The sequence below is a fragment of the Streptomyces monticola genome (assembly GCF_042665355.1).
GTDB lineage: Bacteria > Actinomycetota > Actinomycetes > Streptomycetales > Streptomycetaceae > Streptomyces > Streptomyces monticola.
The window spans coordinates 800,441-816,552 of the sequence record NZ_JBHTCF010000001.1; the positions used below are offsets into that span (position 1 = coordinate 800,441).

The following is a 16,112-nucleotide window of genomic DNA, read 5'->3' on the forward strand; positions in this document are numbered from 1 at the left end:
CTCAGTCCCGTAGCGCCGGTGCGACGACGGGCGGCAGGAGGCGTGAGAGGTGGGTTGCCACCGCCAGGACTGTGCGGTCGGCGTAGCGGGGGCCGATCACCTGCACGGCGAGCGGCAGCCCGGCCTTGGTCGTACCGGCCGGGACGACCGCCGCGGGGAGCTTGACGTGGCTCGTCAGGTTCGCCCAGGCCGTCTGGTCGAAGTAGGGGCGCTTCTCGCCGTCGACGGTGATGTACCGCTGGGGGAGGGGAGCTGAGGTCTGGTCCGGCACCGCCGCGGTCGGGGCCGCCGGGGTGATCAGCACGTCATGGCCGGTGAAGTACTCGTCCCACTGCCGGACGAGCTTCTCGCGCCGCTCGTTGGACAGCAGCCAGTCACGGTGGCGTTGGGTGCGGGCGCGCAGATAGAAGGCGCCCGGCGAGTGGTCGTCGTCCGCCAGCGCCGCGGCGGCCGCCACTTCTCCCTGGAAGGCGTCGCCGGTCGCCGATGCGGTGGCGGTGGCGTACATCAGCGTCTGGAAGAGGCGGTCGGACTCGGCGAAGTCCACCGGGCGTGTGGTGGTGTCGAGCCGGGTGCCGGCATCGCTCAGCAACTCCGTTACTCGGGCGATCAGTTCACCGGTCTCGGTGTCGACGTGGCAGTACGGGTCGTCGGCCCAGACACCGACGCGGTAGTCGCCCAGGCGGTGGTGGCGGGGCGCGGGTAGGTCGAGGCGCCAGGCTGCCGCGTCGGTGGGCGCGGGGCCCGCGAGGACGTCCAGGAGCAGGCCGAGGTCGTCCGCGGTGCGGGCGATGGGACCGGGCGTGAGCATGTCGCCGCTGGTGATCCAGCCGGGCGGGCGCGGGATATGGCCGCGGGTGGCGACGATGCCATGGGTGGGGCGCAGCGCGTACACACCGCAGTAGTGGGCGGGCAGGCGCAGGGAGCCCGCGAGGTCGCTGCCGACTTCGAGGCTGGAGAGCCCGGCCGCGACCGCGGCGGCCGGACCGCCCGACGAGCCGCCCGCGGTGCGGTCCGCGGCGAAGGGGTTCTTCGTCGTCCCGAAGAGGTCGTTGCCGGTCTGGATGTCCTGGCAGTACGCCGGAGTGTTGGTCTTGCCGAAGATGACGGCGCCGGCGGCGCGCAGCCGGGCCACGGCGTCGGCATCACGGGCGGGGACGTGATCGCTCAGGCCGGGCGCGCCGCAGGTGGTGCGCAAGTGGGCGGTCTCGAAGGCGTCCTTGACCGTGATCGGCAGGCCGTGCAGGGCGCCGAGCGTCTCACCGGTCCGCGCGAGGTGCTGGTCCGCCTTGTGGGCTGCTTCGCGCGCGTGGTCGGCGTCCAGGGTGACGACGGCGTTCAGCGCGGGGTCGGTGTTCTCGTGGTGCTTGAGGAGCAGTTCGAGCAGCTCCCGGCTCGACAGCTGCTTGCTGCGCAGGGCGGCGAGCTGCTCGCGGGCGGGGGCGAGGTGGGGGGCGGTACGCACAGGCTTCGTCACCTTCTGCCGCGCGGGGGCGGCAAGGGGCGTGGACAGGGCAAGGGCGGTGGACAAGGGGAGGGCCGTGGACAGGGGGAGGAGGGAAAGGAACGTGCGGCGGATCAACTGCTGGCTCCGGTCAACTACTGGCTCCGGTCAACTACTGGTCCCGCTCAACTGCGGGTCCCGGTCCGGCTCTTCGGGGCCGTCCGGCGGTCTGAAGTGCGCGGCCACGCGCAGCAGCAGCTGCGTGTCCTCGTCGGTGGTCGGGCTGGGCAGCCGCGCGTCGCTGTACGTGGTGGGCTCGGCCACCGGCCCGTTGCGCAGCTGGATCAGGGCGTGGCGGATCTGGTCGGCGGTCACGGCCGCGGCCAGCTCCGGGTCGCGCAGACCCTCGTCCTTGCGGCGGCGTTCGGACTCCTCGCGCACCTTCGGGTCCAGGTAGGAGCGCAGCTCGATCTGTCCGTCGCGTATCTCGACCGTGCGGCGGTAGACATGGAACCGGACACCGCGAAGGCGCAGCAGTTCGGGCAGCTGCCGGGGCGGCGGGATCAGGGAGATCGAGGGAGTAGCTGCGTACAGAGCCGCCCACAGCGGCCGAAGACGGCGGTACGCGAGATGGTCACGGACCCAGGAACGGGCTTCCGCCAGGCGATTGGCGACGGTCGGCAGGAAGTATCCGACCTGGGTGATCGCCGCCCCGATGTCACCGCAGATCCAGGCGTACGGTTCGAGATGGGCGACGCTGAAGTCGAACAGTGCGCCGAAGACGGCGCTGATCCGGATGGCGGAGTAGCCGAGCGTGATGACGGCGCCGACCGCGATGGTGCGCAGACCACGGGTCACCCAGGGGGAGGTCGCGTGCCGCGCCTGCCGCCAGCAGCCGACGGCCAGATAGATCTCCGCGACCGTGTACGTGGTGATGTAGAGCGTCAGATACGCCTGGTAGTACGGGTCGTGCGTGTAGTACAGCGTGAAGTCGGCGGGCCGCTGTTCGGCGGGCGTGAGCAGGGTGAACAGGACGGCGAGCGCGATGATGACGGTGGCGCCCGACAGGATCAGGAACCGGCTGCGGCGCCGCGCCAGGTGCTGTTCCCGCTCGGGCACCGCCCAGTAGGCCAGGACGACCGCCTGCGCGACGAGCACGGCGATCACACAGCTCTGGGCCAGCGGGACGGCGATGTTGGTCACGCCGAAGAAGCCGTCGATCCGTACCCACACAGGGGTGAGGGAGATGGCGTAGCTGAGGGCGGAGGCGAGGTAGGCCATGCTGAGCGCCGTCAGGGCGCGGTCGCGGCGGTCCTTGCGCAGATCGCGCAGCAGGAGCAGAAACCCGGCGCCGGCGAGGAACAGGCCCAGGGGGTGCAGCAGATCCTTCACGGCTTGCGGCTCCCCCGGCGCAGCAGCGTACGCGCGACGCGGGCGGCCTCCTCGCTCGGCGGCGGCTCGTACCCACGGGTGTGCGCCTGCAAATAGCAGCCGATCAACTCGGCCTCCATCTCGTCGTGTTCGGCGTAGTCGGTACGGCCGAGGACCATCCGGACCACATCGGGATCGATATGGGTCATCAGGCCGGTGGCGTCCTTGGAGGGCAGGGTGGGGCCGCCGCGGTGGTCCTTGAGGATGTGCCCGAACTCGTGGGCGATGATGTGGTCCTGGTGGGCCCTGCTGGTACGCGGGTCGTAGAAGACGTAGTGGGTGTCGCGGGTGGCCAGCCACATGCCGCAGGGAATCGTCTCCGACGCCTCGAGCTCGGCCGCCTGAAGCGACAGCGCCCGTCCGCTGCGCCGCTCTATCTCCGGCACGAGATCCCGGACGCCGGGTACGGGCGGCAGGGCGAGGCCGGTCACGAAGTCCTGGCTGCTGCGCCGGAGCAGATCGGATCCGGTGGCGTGTATCCGGCGCTTCCGGGTCACCGGCCGCCCTCCGGCGCCTCTTGCGCGGCGGGAACCTCGGCGTCCGGGCCCTGCGCGGCGGGGCCTTGCGGCGCGGAGTTCGGCCCCTGTGCCGTCGGCGGCAGCCCTTCCAGCTCACGCACCCGGTCGATCATCCCGAGGACCGCGTTCATCGACTTGGGCGAGAGGCCGACGGCGCGCAGCGCGATGTGCTGCACCCCGGCCTCGCGCAGACGCCGCAGGGTGTCGAGCTCGGTGCCGACGCGGCGGGCGACGTCGTCGTCGAAGAAGTACGCCACAGGAACGCCGAAGAAGTCCGCCAGCGCCTCGAGATGGCGCTTGGTGGGGTTGTCGCGCCGACCGGTGCGCAGCTGCCACAGGTAGGTGCCGGACACCGTCGGGCCGCCCTGTTCCTGGAGCAGGGTCGCGACTTCCTCGTTGCTGTAGGGCCGGCGGCCGGCAGGGTGGATCACCTCGAAGAGATGGTTGAGCCGGTCGGCGAGCGAGCCGCTCACCGACTCGGAGTCCATGCCGGTTTCTGCCATTGCTCTCTGCCTCCCCACCGCTGTCATTAACACCAGTTGAGACTTTCGCACCCTCAGCCCCGAATTCCCCGACGCGGTCTCAACTGAGATGGATATGCTGCTGCGCGGTGGGGACGGCCGCAAGCCTCCGTCGTGGCCGCGCGGAGCGGCACACATGCTCTCACCTCAACTGCGGTAGATCGAACGGCATTCGCAAACAGGGCCTCCCGAAGAGACGGAGTACCACGTGACAGCAGCGCGGCGGCAGCTCTTCCCTCACCTGGCCTCCTTACGGGACACCCTGCCGCAGCCCGAGTACGCCCTGCTCCTAAGGGTGTTGTGCGTCGCGGCACGGCAGGGTGGCGACAGCGTCCGGTTCCATGTCACCGAGCGGGAGCGCCCCCACTACACCCCGCTGGTGCGCAACGAGATGCTGTGGATCTGGTCCATGATCAGAGAGGCCGCCCAGGACGACACGGCGTGGCGGCTGCAGTTCGCGGACGACCTGGACGCGGCCCTCGCCGCGATGGGGGAGAGGTCCGCCGCCCTCCGGGGCATCGTGCGGGCCAGCGGCCCCTTCCGGGGAGAAGTCCCCGGCGGCGCGGCAGCCGGAAGCACGGCAACCGGAAGCACGGCAACCGGGGGCGCGGGAAGGGAAGCCGACGACATGGCGGCCGACCGGAACGGGAAAGCCAGCGGGGCCAAGTAACGGGAAACCCGTACGCGTACGTCGTACTCACCCGCCGAGTCGCTCTTGCCAAGCCCCCGGAACAAGTCCACCATTGTCCCTTCTCCGATCACGCGGGAGGCCAGGGCATGGACTTCGGACTCGTTCTGCAGACCGACCCGCCGGGTTCCGCCGTCGTCGGCCTGATGCGGCGCGCGGAGCGCAACGGCTTCCGCTACGGCTGGACCTTCGACTCCGCCGTCCTGTGGCAGGAGCCCTTCGTCATCTACAGCCGGGTCCTCGAGCATACGAAGAAGCTGATCGTCGGGCCCATGGTGACCAACCCGTCCACCCGCACCTGGGAGGTCACCGCCTCCACCTTCGCCACCCTCAACGAGATGTACGGCAACCGCACGGTGTGCGGGATCGGCCGCGGGGACAGCGCGATGCGGGTCGCGGGACGCAAGCCCAACACCCTGGCCAGGCTCGGCGACGCCATCGAGGTCATCCGCGATCTCGCCGAGGGACGCGAGGCCCAAGTCGGCGGCACATCCGTGCAGTTGCCGTGGGTACGCGACGGAAAACTGCCGGTGTGGATGGCGGCGTACGGCCCGAAGGCGCTCGCCCTCGCCGGGCAGAAGGCCGACGGCTTCATCCTCCAGCTCGCCGATCTCTATCTGACCGAGTGGATGGTCAAGGCGGTACGCGAGGCCGCGGCGGCCGCGGGGCGAGATCCGGCGGACGTGAAGATCTGTGTCGCCGCACCCGCCTATGTGGGCGACGACCTGGCGCACGCGCGCGAGCAGTGCCGCTGGTTCGGCGGCATGGTCGGCAATCACGTCGCCGACCTTGTCGGCAAGTACGGCGAGGACTCGGGTCTGGTGCCCGAGGCCCTGACCTCGTACATCAAGGCACGCGAAGGCTACGACTACAGCCACCACGGCCGTACGGGCAATCCGTCCACCGACTTCGTACCGGACGAGATCGTGGACCGCTTCTGTCTGGTCGGGCCCGTCCCGGCGCATATCGAGAAGCTGCGGGCGCTGCGTGAACTCGGCGTCGACCAGTTCGCGGTGTACGCGATGCACGACGCCCGGGAATCGGTGATCGACGCATACGGTGCCGAGATCATCCCCGCGCTGACCGCCTGATCCAGTCAGTCACGGAACCGGGAGCCGACGACCCGGAGGTCGGAGTCAGCAGTCCCGGAGTGAGCAGTCACGGAGCCAGGGAGTCTCGATGACCGACACCGTCCCCGCCGGACCGCCATCGGCCGTATCCCAGACCACCGCCGAGGACGGCCGGGTCGAACTGCTCCCCGGCGCCTACCCCTCCGCTTCCCGCTACGCAAACGACGATCTGCGGCCCGTACCGCTCGCCGACCGCCACTGGGGGACGTACAACTTCGCCGCCCTGTGGATCGGCATGGCCCACAACATCCCCTCCTGGACGCTCGCTTCGGGCCTCGTGGCGCTCGGCATGGACTGGAAGCAGGCGGTCATCACGATCGCCCTCGCCAATGTCATCGTGCTGCTTCCGATGCTCCTGACCGGCCATGCCGGGCCGAAGTACGGCATCCCCTTCCCGGTCCTCGCCCGTGCCTCCTTCGGTGTACGGGGAGCGAACCTGCCGGCGCTGATCCGGGCGGCGGTGGCGTGCGGATGGTTCGGGATCCAGACCTGGATCGGCGGGCAGGGAATCTTCATCCTGCTCAACGAGGTGTTCGGCGGCGCCTGGGCGAAGGCCGGTACGATCGGCGGCTACCCGTGGACGCTGTGGCTCTGCTTCGTCCTCTTCTGGGCCCTCCAACTGGCCATCATCCACCGGGGGATGGAGACGCTGCGGCGCTTCGAGAACTGGGCCGCGCCCTTCGTGCTGATCGGCGCCGTGGTGCTCCTGGTCTGGATCGCGGACAAGGCGGGCGGCTTCGGACCGCTGCTCGACCAGCCCTCCGCGCTCGGCTGGGGCACCGACTTCTGGCCGGTCTTCTTCCCCGCGCTCATGGGCATGATCGGCTTCTGGTCGACCCTGAGCCTGAACATCCCGGACTTCACCCGTTTCGGCAAGGGCCAGCGCGCCCAGGTCTGGGGCCAGTCGCTCGGGCTGCCCACCACGATGACCGCCTTCGCGCTGCTCTCCGTGCTCGTCACCTCCGGTTCGCAGGCGGTGTACGGCGAGCCGATCTGGGAGCCCGTGGAGCTGGCCGCGAAGGCGGACAGCGTCTTCGGCCTGCTGTTCGCCCTGGTCACCGTGCTGGTCGCGACGATCTCCGTGAACATCGCGGCCAACGTCGTCTCACCCGCGTACGACCTGGCGAATCTCGCCCCGAAGTACATCAACTTCCGTACCGGAGCACTGATCACGGGCATCGTCGGCGTGATCATCTTCCCGTGGAAGCTGATCGCCACGCCCGAGCTGTATATCTTCACCTGGCTCGGCGTCGTCGGCGGACTGCTCGGCACAGTGGCGGGCATCCTCATCGCCGACTACTGGATCGTGCGGCGCACCCGGCTCGCCCTCGTCGACCTCTACACGGCCGGCGGCCGCTACTGGTACTCCGGCGGCTGGAACTGGCGTGCCGTGGCCGCCTTCGTCATCGGCGGCGCCCTCGCGGTGGGCGGCTCGCACTCGGCACCCGGCAAGGGCCCGTTCCCGCAGGACGGACTGATCCCCTTCCTGCGCCCGCTCGCGGACTACGGCTGGGCCATCGGGCTCGCCTCGGCACTCGTGGTGTACGCGGCGCTGATGCTGCCGGGACGCGGACCGGACCTCCCTGAAGCGGCTTAGTTCCGGGGTGCCGTGTCCGTGAGGCGGGACACCGCCTCACGGGCCGCCCGTACCGCGCCCTCCTGCATCGCCTCCGCCTTCGGGGCCCCCTTCGACTCGAAGTCGCTGCCGTTGTAGGTGACCGTCACCAGGGCGTTGCGGCTGCGGGTGACCACGGTGGCTTCCCGGGTCTCCTGACGGTCCTTCGTGGTCAGATCCACGGTGACGGCCGCCTTGTCGCCCAGATCCGGCACGGGGTCACCGTCGGCGCCGCGCTTGGGGTACGCCTGGCGGGCGGCGGCCACCGTCTTGTGCAGGTCGTAACTCACGTCGAGCCAGCGGTAGTCGTAGCCCTTGAGCGCGCTCCACGAGCAGGTCCTGCGGCGGTCCGGGTCGGTCAGGCGCAGTTCCTTGCCGTCCCGGTCCGCCTCGGGGGCGAGCTTGCCGACCGTGTCCTTCGTGAGCGCCTCGCAGGGTGCGGGCGGTTTGCGGTGCACCGGCTCCGGCTCCGGCTTCTGCGCGGAGCGGGCGGCGGCCACGGCGGGCTCGTCGGCCGGGGCGCCGGGGCCCGTCGTCCAGGCCCAGCCGCCCGTGGCCAGTACGGCGACGGGCAGCAGTCGCCCGGCGAGCAGCAGCGGCAGCGAACGCACGATGGTCCACCTCCTGCAACGGTCGGCGGCAAGCGGGGTGTGAGGGACGACAGTGCCACATGAGGCGGGGTGGGCAATAGGGGCGGCTGCCCGACCGGACGATCAGTGCGTCACGTTGACGGCCACGGGGGTCATGCCGACTCCTCGGCTGACGTGGTGGCCGTGGTGGCCGCGGTGGCCGCGGTGAGGGAGGCCTCCGCGTGCTCGACCGCCAGGAACGCCCCGTACGCGATCAGATGGACCAGACAGTGGTCCGTGAACGGCGGCTCGAACCAGGCCGCCACGTCCTCTCCGGTGATCCGGTACGGGGCGAGGGCGGCCAGGACCGCAAGCCGCGCGCCCGGCCGGCCGCGGCCCGGCAGTCCGTCCCAGACGAGTGGCGGATGCGTGCCGTCCCAGGCGGCCACCGTCTCGCGTACGAGGTCCTGGTCCGCCTCGCTCAGGAGCCCGGCGCCCTGTGCGGCGGCCTCGCCCAGCGCCGCGTAGGCAGGACCGACCGGGGTGCCCGCCGCCCAACCGGGCCCGTTCGCACGGCTGTTGACGAACGCGAGGCTCTCGCCCGGGGTCAGCGTGCGGCGCACCGCACGGGAGAGGGTGCGGCCCGCGACGCTGCGCACCAGGCGGTACTTCTGCGCGTCTGCCGGCAGCAGACTCTCGTTCAGGAGCGCTGACACGATGCGGTTGATGAAGTGGAAGGCCAGGACCGTGCCGATGTAGCCGGGCGCTTCGGACGCCGGGAACGGCTCCTGTGCGAGCTCCGGCGCTCCCGGGACGCGGGTCGCCTTCGACCATGCCAGCACGCGCGCGTGGTGCTCGTTTTCCGGGATGCCGCCGCGTGCCACGGTCTCGCCGAGCCGGTGGTCGCCGGTGGCGTGCAGAAGCAGGGTGTGTGCGTCCACGCAGAACGCACACCGGTTGGCGAGCGAGACGCCGAGCGCCGCGACCTCCTTGCCGGTGCGCGTACCGGGCCCGGCGAGCAGTGACTCGCGCAGCAACGCCCAAGTGGCGGTGAAGAGTTCGGGCGCGGATGACAGGACCATGAAGGGGCCGGCGCGGTCGATGCCGAAGTCCCTGGTGATCTGGGCGTGCACTTCGGCGACGACACCGGTGGTCGACTTGGGCGGTACGGGGTGGGTGTAGAGGTAGGGGCTGGGCATCACGGGCTCCGTTTCCGTCTTCTGCGTCTGCGTCTGCGTCTGCGCCTGTGCCTTCATCTGCGTCTTGGTGCTTGGTGCTTGGTGCTTGGTGCTTGGTGACGGTGTCGATGCTCGCGCCGGGCAGGGGGCCGGGGCGTCGTACCGCCGTCGTGTCTTCCGGCTGCTGCCGGGCGGCGTGTGAGGGGCGGCGACTACTCCCCGCGTAGTAGTGCCGAAGCCGTCTCACTGGGTGACGCGCGCGGGCGGCGGCGGGCCTAAGGTGCCCTGCATGGGGGACGAGTCCGGGCCCGGCGCCCGCCGAACTTGGTTGATCAGCACGGCTGTTGCGGCGGTGGTCGCTGCGATCGTGTCCGTCGCCGCGTCCTTCGACGGCGCCGGCGCCGTGGACCACGTACTGATCGTGGCCGGCTCCCTCGCCCTCGCCGCGCACAGGGTGGCGCCGCGCGCGGTCCTGGCGGTCACCACCCTGTGCCTGTCGGCCTATGTGCTGCACGCGCACCCCGGCACCTCCGCCGCGCTGCCGGTCGTGGGGGCCGTGCACACCGCGGCGCGGACCGGGCGCCGGGGCGTGGCCGCTCTGGCGAGCGCCGCGTTCCTGGGCGCGTATCTGGCGACCGGGCCGACCTCGCAGGAGATCGTCGAGCGCACGCTGCTGCTCGCGGGCTGGTTTCTGTGTGCCCTGGTCACGGGCCTCGCCGACAAGAACTGGCAGGCGTATCTGCGCCAGACCGAGCAGCGCGCCCTGGAGGCCGAGCGCACGCGTGAGGAGGTCGCCCGGCGCAGGGCGGGCGAAGAGCGGCTGCGGATCGCGCGCGAGCTGCATGACTCGCTCACGCACAGCATCTCGATCGTGAAGCTGCAGGCCGGCGTCGCCGTTCATCTGGCGCGCAAGCGCGGTGACACCGTGCCGCCCGCGCTCCTCGCCATCCAGGAGGCCGGCGGCGAGGCGATGCGTGAACTGCGCGCGACCCTCGATGTGTTGCGCGACGAGCGGCCGCCCGGACGGATACCGGACCTGGTCGAGCGGGCGCGGTCGGCCGGGCTCGCCGTGGACCTGAAGGTGAGCGGCACCGAGGACGCGCTGCCCGTGGACATCGAGCGAGCGGCGTACCGCATCGTCCAGGAGGCCCTGACGAACGCGGCGCGGCACGCGGGGCCCGCCGAGGTGGCGGTCCGCCTCGAACAGGTCCGGCCGGGGCACGGTCCGGCCGAGCTGGCGATCACTGTGGACGACGACGGGCGTGCGCGCCCCGACCGCCCCTGCACCGCGGGAACCGGCCTCACCGGTATGCGCGAGCGCGTCACCGCCCTCGGCGGCACCCTGCACACCGGGCCGCGCGACGAAGGCGGATTCACCGTCCGCGCCCGGCTTCCCCTGGGGGCACCGTGACGACGGGCGAGCGGAGCGGCCACCAGGACATGGGGCCCGCCGCCGCGCCGATCCGGGTGGCGCTCGTCGACGACCAGGCGCTGATGCGGGCCGGTTTCCGCGCCCTCCTCGACGCCGAGGACGGCATCGAGGTGGTCGGCGAGGCGGCCGACGGCGCACAGGGCCTGGCCCTGGTCCGGGACCAACTGCCCGATATAGCGCTCGTCGACGTGCAGATGCCGGTGATGACGGGCATCGAGGCGACCCGGCAGATCGCCACCGATCCACGGCTCGCGGACGTACGCGTCGTCATCCTCACCAACTACGGCCTGGACGAGTACGTTTTCGAGGCCCTGCGCGCAGGCGCCAGCGGCTTTCTCCTCAAGGACACCGAACCCGCGGAGCTGCTCGCCGCGATCGGTGTGGTGGCCGCCGGAGACGCGCTGCTCTCGCCCTCGGTGACGCGCCGGCTCATCGGCGAGTTCGTCGCCCGCCCTCCGGACCGCTTCGGCGTCCCCGCACTCGACGGGCTCACCCGTCGCGAGGTCGAGGTCACGGCCCTCGCGGCACGCGGCCTCAGCAACGAGGAGATCGCCGCACACATGGTGATCAGCCCTTTCACCGCCAAGACCCATGTGAGCCGCGCGATGACGAAACTGGGCGCCAGGGACCGGGCCCAACTGGTGGTCTTCGCCTACGAGTCGGGGCTTGTGACGGCGCGGGGCGGCCAGGGGTGATGAGGGCTGGGGCAGGGGCGCCCGAACGTCCTCGTCCTCTCGGACGGCCGGGGAAGGGCTAGGGCACTCGCCCCGTCCACTCCGGCGTGCCGAACTTCGTGCGGGCCAGGTCCTGGGCCAGGGAGAGTTCGCTCTGGGTGACCTTGTCCGGCGCCAGGCCGTAGCGGTTGCGGAACGAGTCGATCATGCGGTCGATGACCGCCTCGCGGGGCAGGCCCGTCTGCCGGCGCAGCGGGTCGACGCGCTTCTTTGCGCTCCTGGTGCCCTTGTCGGAGAGCTTCTCGCGGCCGATCCGCAGCACTTCGAGCATCTTGTCGGCGTCGATGTCGTACGCCATCGTGACGTGATGCAGGACCGCGCCGCCCCCGCCCGCCACCCGCTTCTGGGCCGCGCCTGCGATCTTTCCGGCGTCGGTGGCGATGTCGTTGAGCGGCTGGTACCAGGCCTTGATCCCCATGTCGCCGAGCGCGCCGAGCACCCAGTCGTCCAGATAGGCGTAGCTGTCGGCGAACGAGAGCCCCTGCACCAGGGCTTCGGGCACCGACAGCGAGTACGTGATGGTGTTGCCCGGCTCGCAGAACATCGCGCCGCCGCCGCTGATCCGCCGCACCACCTCGATGCCGTGCCGGCGCGCGCCCTCCGCGTCGACCTCGTTGCGCAGCGACTGGAAGCTGCCGATCACCACCGCGGGTGAGCCCCACTCCCAGACCCGCAGCGTCGGCGGGCGGCGCCCGGCCGCGACCTCGGCGGTCAGCACCTCGTCGAGTGCCATGTGCAGGGCGGGCGGCTGCGGATCCTCGTGGATCAGCTGCCAGTCGTAGTCGGTCCAGTCGGTCGCGTGCGCAAGAGCGCGGCGTACGGCGATGCCCACGCCCTCCGCCGTCAGCCCGTACATCACGGCGCCCTCGGGCAGCGCAGCCTCGATCCGGGCGGCGAGACCCGCCGCGTCGGTGTCGGCGGGCGCGCCCTCAAGGGCCTGGCTCAGGACCGGGAACGCCTCGTCCGGCTCCAGGAAGAAGTCACCGGCCACGCGCACATGGCGCAGCACCCCGTCCTCGGTATCGAGATCGACGACGACGAGCTTGCCGCCGGGGACCTTGTACTCACCGTGCACCGTGGCTTCCTCCAGCCTGATGTATGTCACACCTAGGGTGAACAGGTGCAAATCGTACTCCGCGCAGCGGTGACCGCTGCCGTGCTGGTCTCGTCTCTCGCGCTGGCGCCGCCCCCGGGGCCGGACGGGCCCGTAATCGGCTCGCACGCGCGCGTGCCGCAGGAATCGCACCACGCGCGTGTGCCGCCTCCCAAGCTGGCCGCCGTCGTCACCACCGTCCCCCGGGCGAAGCTCGGCGCCACGTACCGGCCCGGCTGCCCGGTGCCGCCGCGCCGGCTGCGGCTGATCCGGATGAACCACTGGGGCTTCGACGGGCGGGTGCACACCGGTGAACTGGTCGTGCACGAACGGGCCGTGCGGCCCCTCCTGTACGTCTTCGGGCGTGCCTTCGACGCCCGCTTCCCGATCCGCCGTATGCGGGTCATGGCCGAGTACGGCGGCAGCGACCCCGCCGCGATGGCGCACGACAACACCTCGGCCTTCAACTGCCGCCAGGTGACCGGCAATCCGGGCAGCCTGTCGCAGCACTCCTACGGCGACGCGGTCGACATCAACACCGTCGAGAACCCGTACGTCGATGTCGCGGGCCGGGTCCACCCGGCCGCGGGCACCCGCTATCTGCGCCGCGACCGGCCCGTCAAGGGCATGATCAGGTCCGGTGACGTGATCACGAGTGCGATGCGGAGAGCGGGCTGGAAGTGGGGAGGTCGCTGGGCGAATCCGGACTACCAGCACTTCTCGGCCAACGGGCGCTGAGGACCAGGTCGCAGACCGGGCGGAAGGTCGCGTCGGCCTCGCGGTCCAACTCCTCGACGGTGGCCATGCGGTAGATCAGGGCGCGGACCAGCAGCTGCCGCCAGTCGGGGATGTGCGCCCACCGAGCCGGCAGCTCGGGCGACGCGTCGTACCAGCACAGCGCGTCCACGACGGCGACCGCGGACGCCCAGCCCGGGGGACGCCAGTACGGCGGCCAGTCGATGATCGCGGGCGGCAGGCCTTCGGCGAACAGCACATTGCCGAGCAGGTCGCCGTGGACGAGCTGTGCGGTGTCGTCGGCGAGCGGCTCACGGGCGGCGAGGAGCTGTCGCAGCAGCTCGAAGTCGCCTGCGGGGGCGCCGTGTCCGGCCTCGTCGCCCTCCGCCGCCGGCCCCCGCACCGCGGGATTCCTGCTGTCCTGAGCCCTCGGCCCGGGCATCTCCTCGCCCCAGGACAGCCGGTCGGCGCGGGACCAGGGGTCGTCGCGTACGTCGAGGAACGCGGGGCGCTCCAGGTCCGCGAGGGCCGCGTGGAAGGCCTCGCCCGCCCGCACGATGTCTTCCACCCGGTGCGGGTCGGGCTCACCGGGCACGAGCCGCCACGCCTCCCAGCCGTAGGCCGTCCATGTGCCGTCCCTGTTCCGCACCGGCGGCGCCACCCGGAACTGCTCCGACTCCGGCAGCGCGGCGATCGTCTGCGCGCGCCAGGCGGTTTCGGCGAGCATTCCGGTCTCTTTGAGGACGATCCCGTCGGCGCACCAGGTGCCGCCCCGGCCGCCGGGGAGCGGTTGTGGTGGCCCCTCGGCGCCGAACGCGGCGAGCACGGGACGTGTGGGCGGGGAGGGCTGTTGCGGCGTGACGGACATGGCGCGGAAGCGTAGTCGTGATCTTGGCGGCGCCACGGGCTGGTTTCGGGCTCGGCGTGGCGCATGCCCATCTGCTACGAGCTCCGCGCTCCGCGGGACGTCGGGTAGGGCACCTGCGGGTGCGTCGTGGCTGGTTGCGCCCACGCGGCGGAGCCGCATATCGGCGCAGCCCCGCGCATGGGGGAAGGGTGGTCGGTGATCGGGCTCTGTGGGGCGGCGGTTAGCCTGCCGGGATGGCGGCAGGCTGCGGCGCGCCGCCCCCGCCGTCGTCATACCCCTTGAAGGAGCCCCGTGTTCACCACCCGCCCCACCCTGCAGGGCACCTTCGGAATGGTGTCCTCGACCCACTGGCTCGCCTCGCAGTCCGCGATGGCGGTCCTGGAGGACGGCGGCAACGCCTACGACGCCGCCGTGGCCGCGGGTTTCGTGCTGCATGTCGTGGAGCCGCACCTGAACGGCCCGGCCGGCGAGGTGCCGATCATCCTCGCCCCCGCCGACGGTGAGGTACGGGTGCTGTGCGGACAGGGGCCCGCACCGGCCGGGGCGAGCATCGAGCACTACCGCTCCCTGGGCCTTGAACTCGTCCCCGGCACCGGCCCGCTGGCCGCCGCCGTACCGGGCGCCTTCGACGCGTGGATGCTGCTCCTGCGCGACCACGGCACCAAGCCGCTCGCCGAAGTGCTGCGGTACGCGATCGGATACGCCGAGGACGGGCACGCGCCCGTGGAGCGGGTCGGCGAGGCCGTCGAGACGGTGCGCGAACTCTTCGAGAACACACCCGAATGGGCCTCGTCCGCCGAGGTCTATCTGCCCGGCGGCAGCTCACCGCGGCCCGGCGAGCTGTTCCGCAACCCCGCGCTCGCCGCCACCTGGCGGCGGCTGCTCGCCGAAGCCGCGCACGACGACCGGGTGACGGAGATCGAGAACGCGCGCCGCGTCTGGAGCGCGGGATTCATCGCCGAGGCGCTGGTACGGCAGGCCGCGGTCCCCACTCTCGACACCAGCGGCCGGCGCCACACCGGCACCCTCACGGCGGCCGACCTCGCCGCGTACCGCGCCTCTTACGAGGCCCCGGCGACGTACGACTGGAACGGCTGGACGCTGTGCAAGGCCGGCGCCTGGAGCCAGGGCCCCGCCTTCCTGCAGCAACTGGCCCTGCTGCCGGACGAGTTGCCCGCCTACGGTTCCGCCGACTACGTCCATCTGCTGATCGAGGGCTGCAAACTGGCCATGGCCGACCGCGAGGCCTGGTACGGCGACACCGCCGACGTGCCGCTCACGGAGCTGCTCTCGGCCCCCTACAACGCCGAACGGCGGGCCCTCGTCGGCGCACATGCCTCGCACGAGCTGCGGCCCGGCAGCCCCGACGGGCGCACCCCGCTCCTCGCCTCCGCCGCGACGACCGTGGTCGACGGGGTGTACGCCATGGGCACCCCCGTCGCGGGCGCGGGCGAGCCGACCGTCGCCAAGAGCGGGGCCACCCGGGGCGACACCTGCCATCTCGACGTCGTCGACCGCTGGGGCAACATGGTCGCCGCCACGCCCAGCGGCGGCTGGCTGCAGTCCAACCCGGTCGTGCCCGAACTCGGCTTCCCGCTCGGCACCCGGCTGCAGATGGCCTGGCTGGAGCCCGGCCTCCCGGCCTCCCTGGCCCCCGGGCGGCGCCCCCGCACCACACTCACCCCGTCGCTCGCGCTGCGTGACGGCGTACCGGTGCTCGCTTTCGGGACCCCGGGCGGCGATCAGCAGGACCAGTGGCAGCTGCACTTCTTCCTCGCCGTCGCCCTGCGCGAGCGGGTCCGCGGCGGGCTCGACCTGCAGGGCGCCGTCGACGCCCCCAACTGGCACAACGACTCCTTCCCCAGCTCCTTCTTCCCGCGCGGCATACGGCCCGGCAGCGTCACCGTGGAGTCCCGCATCGGGGACGAGGTGATCGAGGCCCTGCGCGAGCGCGGACACGACGTCACGGTGGGTGAGCCCTGGTCGGAGGGGCGGCTGTGCGCGGTCGCCCGCGACCCCCGGACCGGAATCCTCTCGGCCGCGGCGAATCCCCGTGGGATGCAGGGGTACGCGGTGGGGCGTTGAGCCCGCCGGGACCGCCGCGTACCCAGCGTTCACGGGGGCTCTACCCGGCGGCCACCGCCCGGGTAGGGAAT

The 16,112-nt window shown here is 71.7% G+C and carries 15 protein-coding genes; 7 read left to right on the forward strand and 8 right to left on the reverse strand.

Going from position 1 to position 16,112, the window contains the following annotated elements; translation table 11 throughout:
- Nucleotide 1: 1 nt before the first annotated feature.
- The 4 genes from ACFQVC_RS03240 to ACFQVC_RS03255 all read right to left on the reverse strand — a co-directional run bounded on the left by ACFQVC_RS03240 (nt 2) and on the right by ACFQVC_RS03255 (nt 3,896).
- Nucleotides 2–1,465 carry an amidase gene (locus tag ACFQVC_RS03240; RefSeq protein ID WP_381826150.1) on the reverse strand — a complete coding sequence of 488 codons (1,464 nt, stop codon included), beginning with the start codon at nt 1,463–1,465 and terminating at the stop codon, nt 2–4.
- Nucleotides 1,466–1,612: 147 nt separating this feature from the next.
- Nucleotides 1,613–2,836, reverse strand: a complete 1,224-nt coding sequence (locus ACFQVC_RS03245; protein ID WP_381826152.1) for an MAB_1171c family putative transporter — start codon at nt 2,834–2,836, stop codon at nt 1,613–1,615.
- Nucleotides 2,833–3,372 (reverse strand): toxin, encoded by a 540-nt coding sequence (locus ACFQVC_RS03250; RefSeq protein WP_381826154.1) that lies wholly within the window; start codon nt 3,370–3,372, stop codon nt 2,833–2,835. The genes ACFQVC_RS03245 and ACFQVC_RS03250 overlap by 4 nt, the downstream gene beginning before the upstream one ends.
- Nucleotides 3,369–3,896: a helix-turn-helix domain-containing protein gene (locus tag ACFQVC_RS03255; protein WP_381826156.1), complete on the reverse strand. Its 528-nt coding sequence runs from the start codon at nt 3,894–3,896 to the stop codon at nt 3,369–3,371. Before ACFQVC_RS03255 ends, ACFQVC_RS03250 begins: the two co-directional genes overlap by 4 nt.
- Before the next feature lie 226 nt (nt 3,897–4,122).
- On the opposite strand from ACFQVC_RS03255, the gene ACFQVC_RS03260 reads away from it, so the two are divergent.
- The 3 genes from ACFQVC_RS03260 to ACFQVC_RS03270 all read left to right on the forward strand — a co-directional run bounded on the left by ACFQVC_RS03260 (nt 4,123) and on the right by ACFQVC_RS03270 (nt 7,329).
- Nucleotides 4,123–4,584, forward strand: coding sequence for a hypothetical protein (locus ACFQVC_RS03260; RefSeq protein WP_381826158.1), 462 nt, complete (start codon nt 4,123–4,125; stop codon nt 4,582–4,584).
- 107 nt (nt 4,585–4,691) lie between these two features.
- On the forward strand, nt 4,692–5,693 hold the full coding sequence (locus tag ACFQVC_RS03265) for a TIGR03842 family LLM class F420-dependent oxidoreductase (protein ID WP_381826160.1): 1,002 nt from the start codon (nt 4,692–4,694) through the stop codon (nt 5,691–5,693).
- A gap of 88 nt (nt 5,694–5,781) precedes the next feature.
- Nucleotides 5,782–7,329 (forward strand): NCS1 family nucleobase:cation symporter-1, encoded by a 1,548-nt coding sequence (locus tag ACFQVC_RS03270; protein ID WP_381826162.1) that lies wholly within the window; start codon nt 5,782–5,784, stop codon nt 7,327–7,329.
- Here the strand turns inward: ACFQVC_RS03270 and ACFQVC_RS03275 are convergent.
- Nucleotides 7,326–7,958: a hypothetical protein gene (locus tag ACFQVC_RS03275; protein WP_381826163.1), complete on the reverse strand. Its 633-nt coding sequence runs from the start codon at nt 7,956–7,958 to the stop codon at nt 7,326–7,328. The genes ACFQVC_RS03270 and ACFQVC_RS03275 overlap by 4 nt on opposite strands.
- Nucleotides 7,959–8,089: 131 nt before the next feature.
- Entirely contained in the window at nt 8,090–9,115 is a 1,026-nt protein-coding gene (locus ACFQVC_RS03280) for a carboxymuconolactone decarboxylase family protein (protein ID WP_381826165.1), read from the reverse strand.
- A 268-nt stretch (nt 9,116–9,383) separates the two neighbouring features.
- Here ACFQVC_RS03280 and ACFQVC_RS03285 point away from each other — a divergent pair, with 268 nt between their 5' ends.
- Nucleotides 9,384–10,505, forward strand: coding sequence for a sensor histidine kinase (locus ACFQVC_RS03285; protein ID WP_381826167.1), 1,122 nt, complete (start codon nt 9,384–9,386; stop codon nt 10,503–10,505).
- A gap of 29 nt (nt 10,506–10,534) precedes the next feature.
- The gene (locus ACFQVC_RS03290; RefSeq protein WP_381827082.1) at nt 10,535–11,221 is read left to right on the forward strand and encodes a response regulator; all 687 of its coding nucleotides are present in this window, start codon (nt 10,535–10,537) and stop codon (nt 11,219–11,221) included.
- 58 nt (nt 11,222–11,279) lie between these two features.
- Here ACFQVC_RS03290 and ACFQVC_RS03295 read toward each other — a convergent pair whose 3' ends face one another.
- Nucleotides 11,280–12,335 (reverse strand): lipoate--protein ligase family protein, encoded by a 1,056-nt coding sequence (locus ACFQVC_RS03295; RefSeq protein WP_381827084.1) that lies wholly within the window; start codon nt 12,333–12,335, stop codon nt 11,280–11,282.
- Between the two features lie 180 nt (nt 12,336–12,515).
- Here ACFQVC_RS03295 and ACFQVC_RS03300 point away from each other — a divergent pair, with 180 nt between their 5' ends.
- Nucleotides 12,516–13,091 carry a M15 family metallopeptidase gene (locus ACFQVC_RS03300; RefSeq protein ID WP_381826169.1) on the forward strand — a complete coding sequence of 192 codons (576 nt, stop codon included), beginning with the start codon at nt 12,516–12,518 and terminating at the stop codon, nt 13,089–13,091.
- On the opposite strand, the gene ACFQVC_RS03305 is transcribed toward ACFQVC_RS03300, so the two are convergent.
- Nucleotides 13,003–13,956 (reverse strand): TIGR02569 family protein, encoded by a 954-nt coding sequence (locus tag ACFQVC_RS03305; RefSeq protein WP_381826171.1) that lies wholly within the window; start codon nt 13,954–13,956, stop codon nt 13,003–13,005. The two genes, ACFQVC_RS03300 and ACFQVC_RS03305, sit on opposite strands and share 89 nt — an antisense overlap.
- Before the next feature lie 291 nt (nt 13,957–14,247).
- Here ACFQVC_RS03305 and ACFQVC_RS03310 point away from each other — a divergent pair, with 291 nt between their 5' ends.
- Nucleotides 14,248–16,041, forward strand: a complete 1,794-nt coding sequence (locus ACFQVC_RS03310) for a gamma-glutamyltransferase family protein (RefSeq protein WP_381826173.1) — start codon at nt 14,248–14,250, stop codon at nt 16,039–16,041.
- The last annotated feature ends 71 nt before the right edge of the window (nt 16,042–16,112 follow it).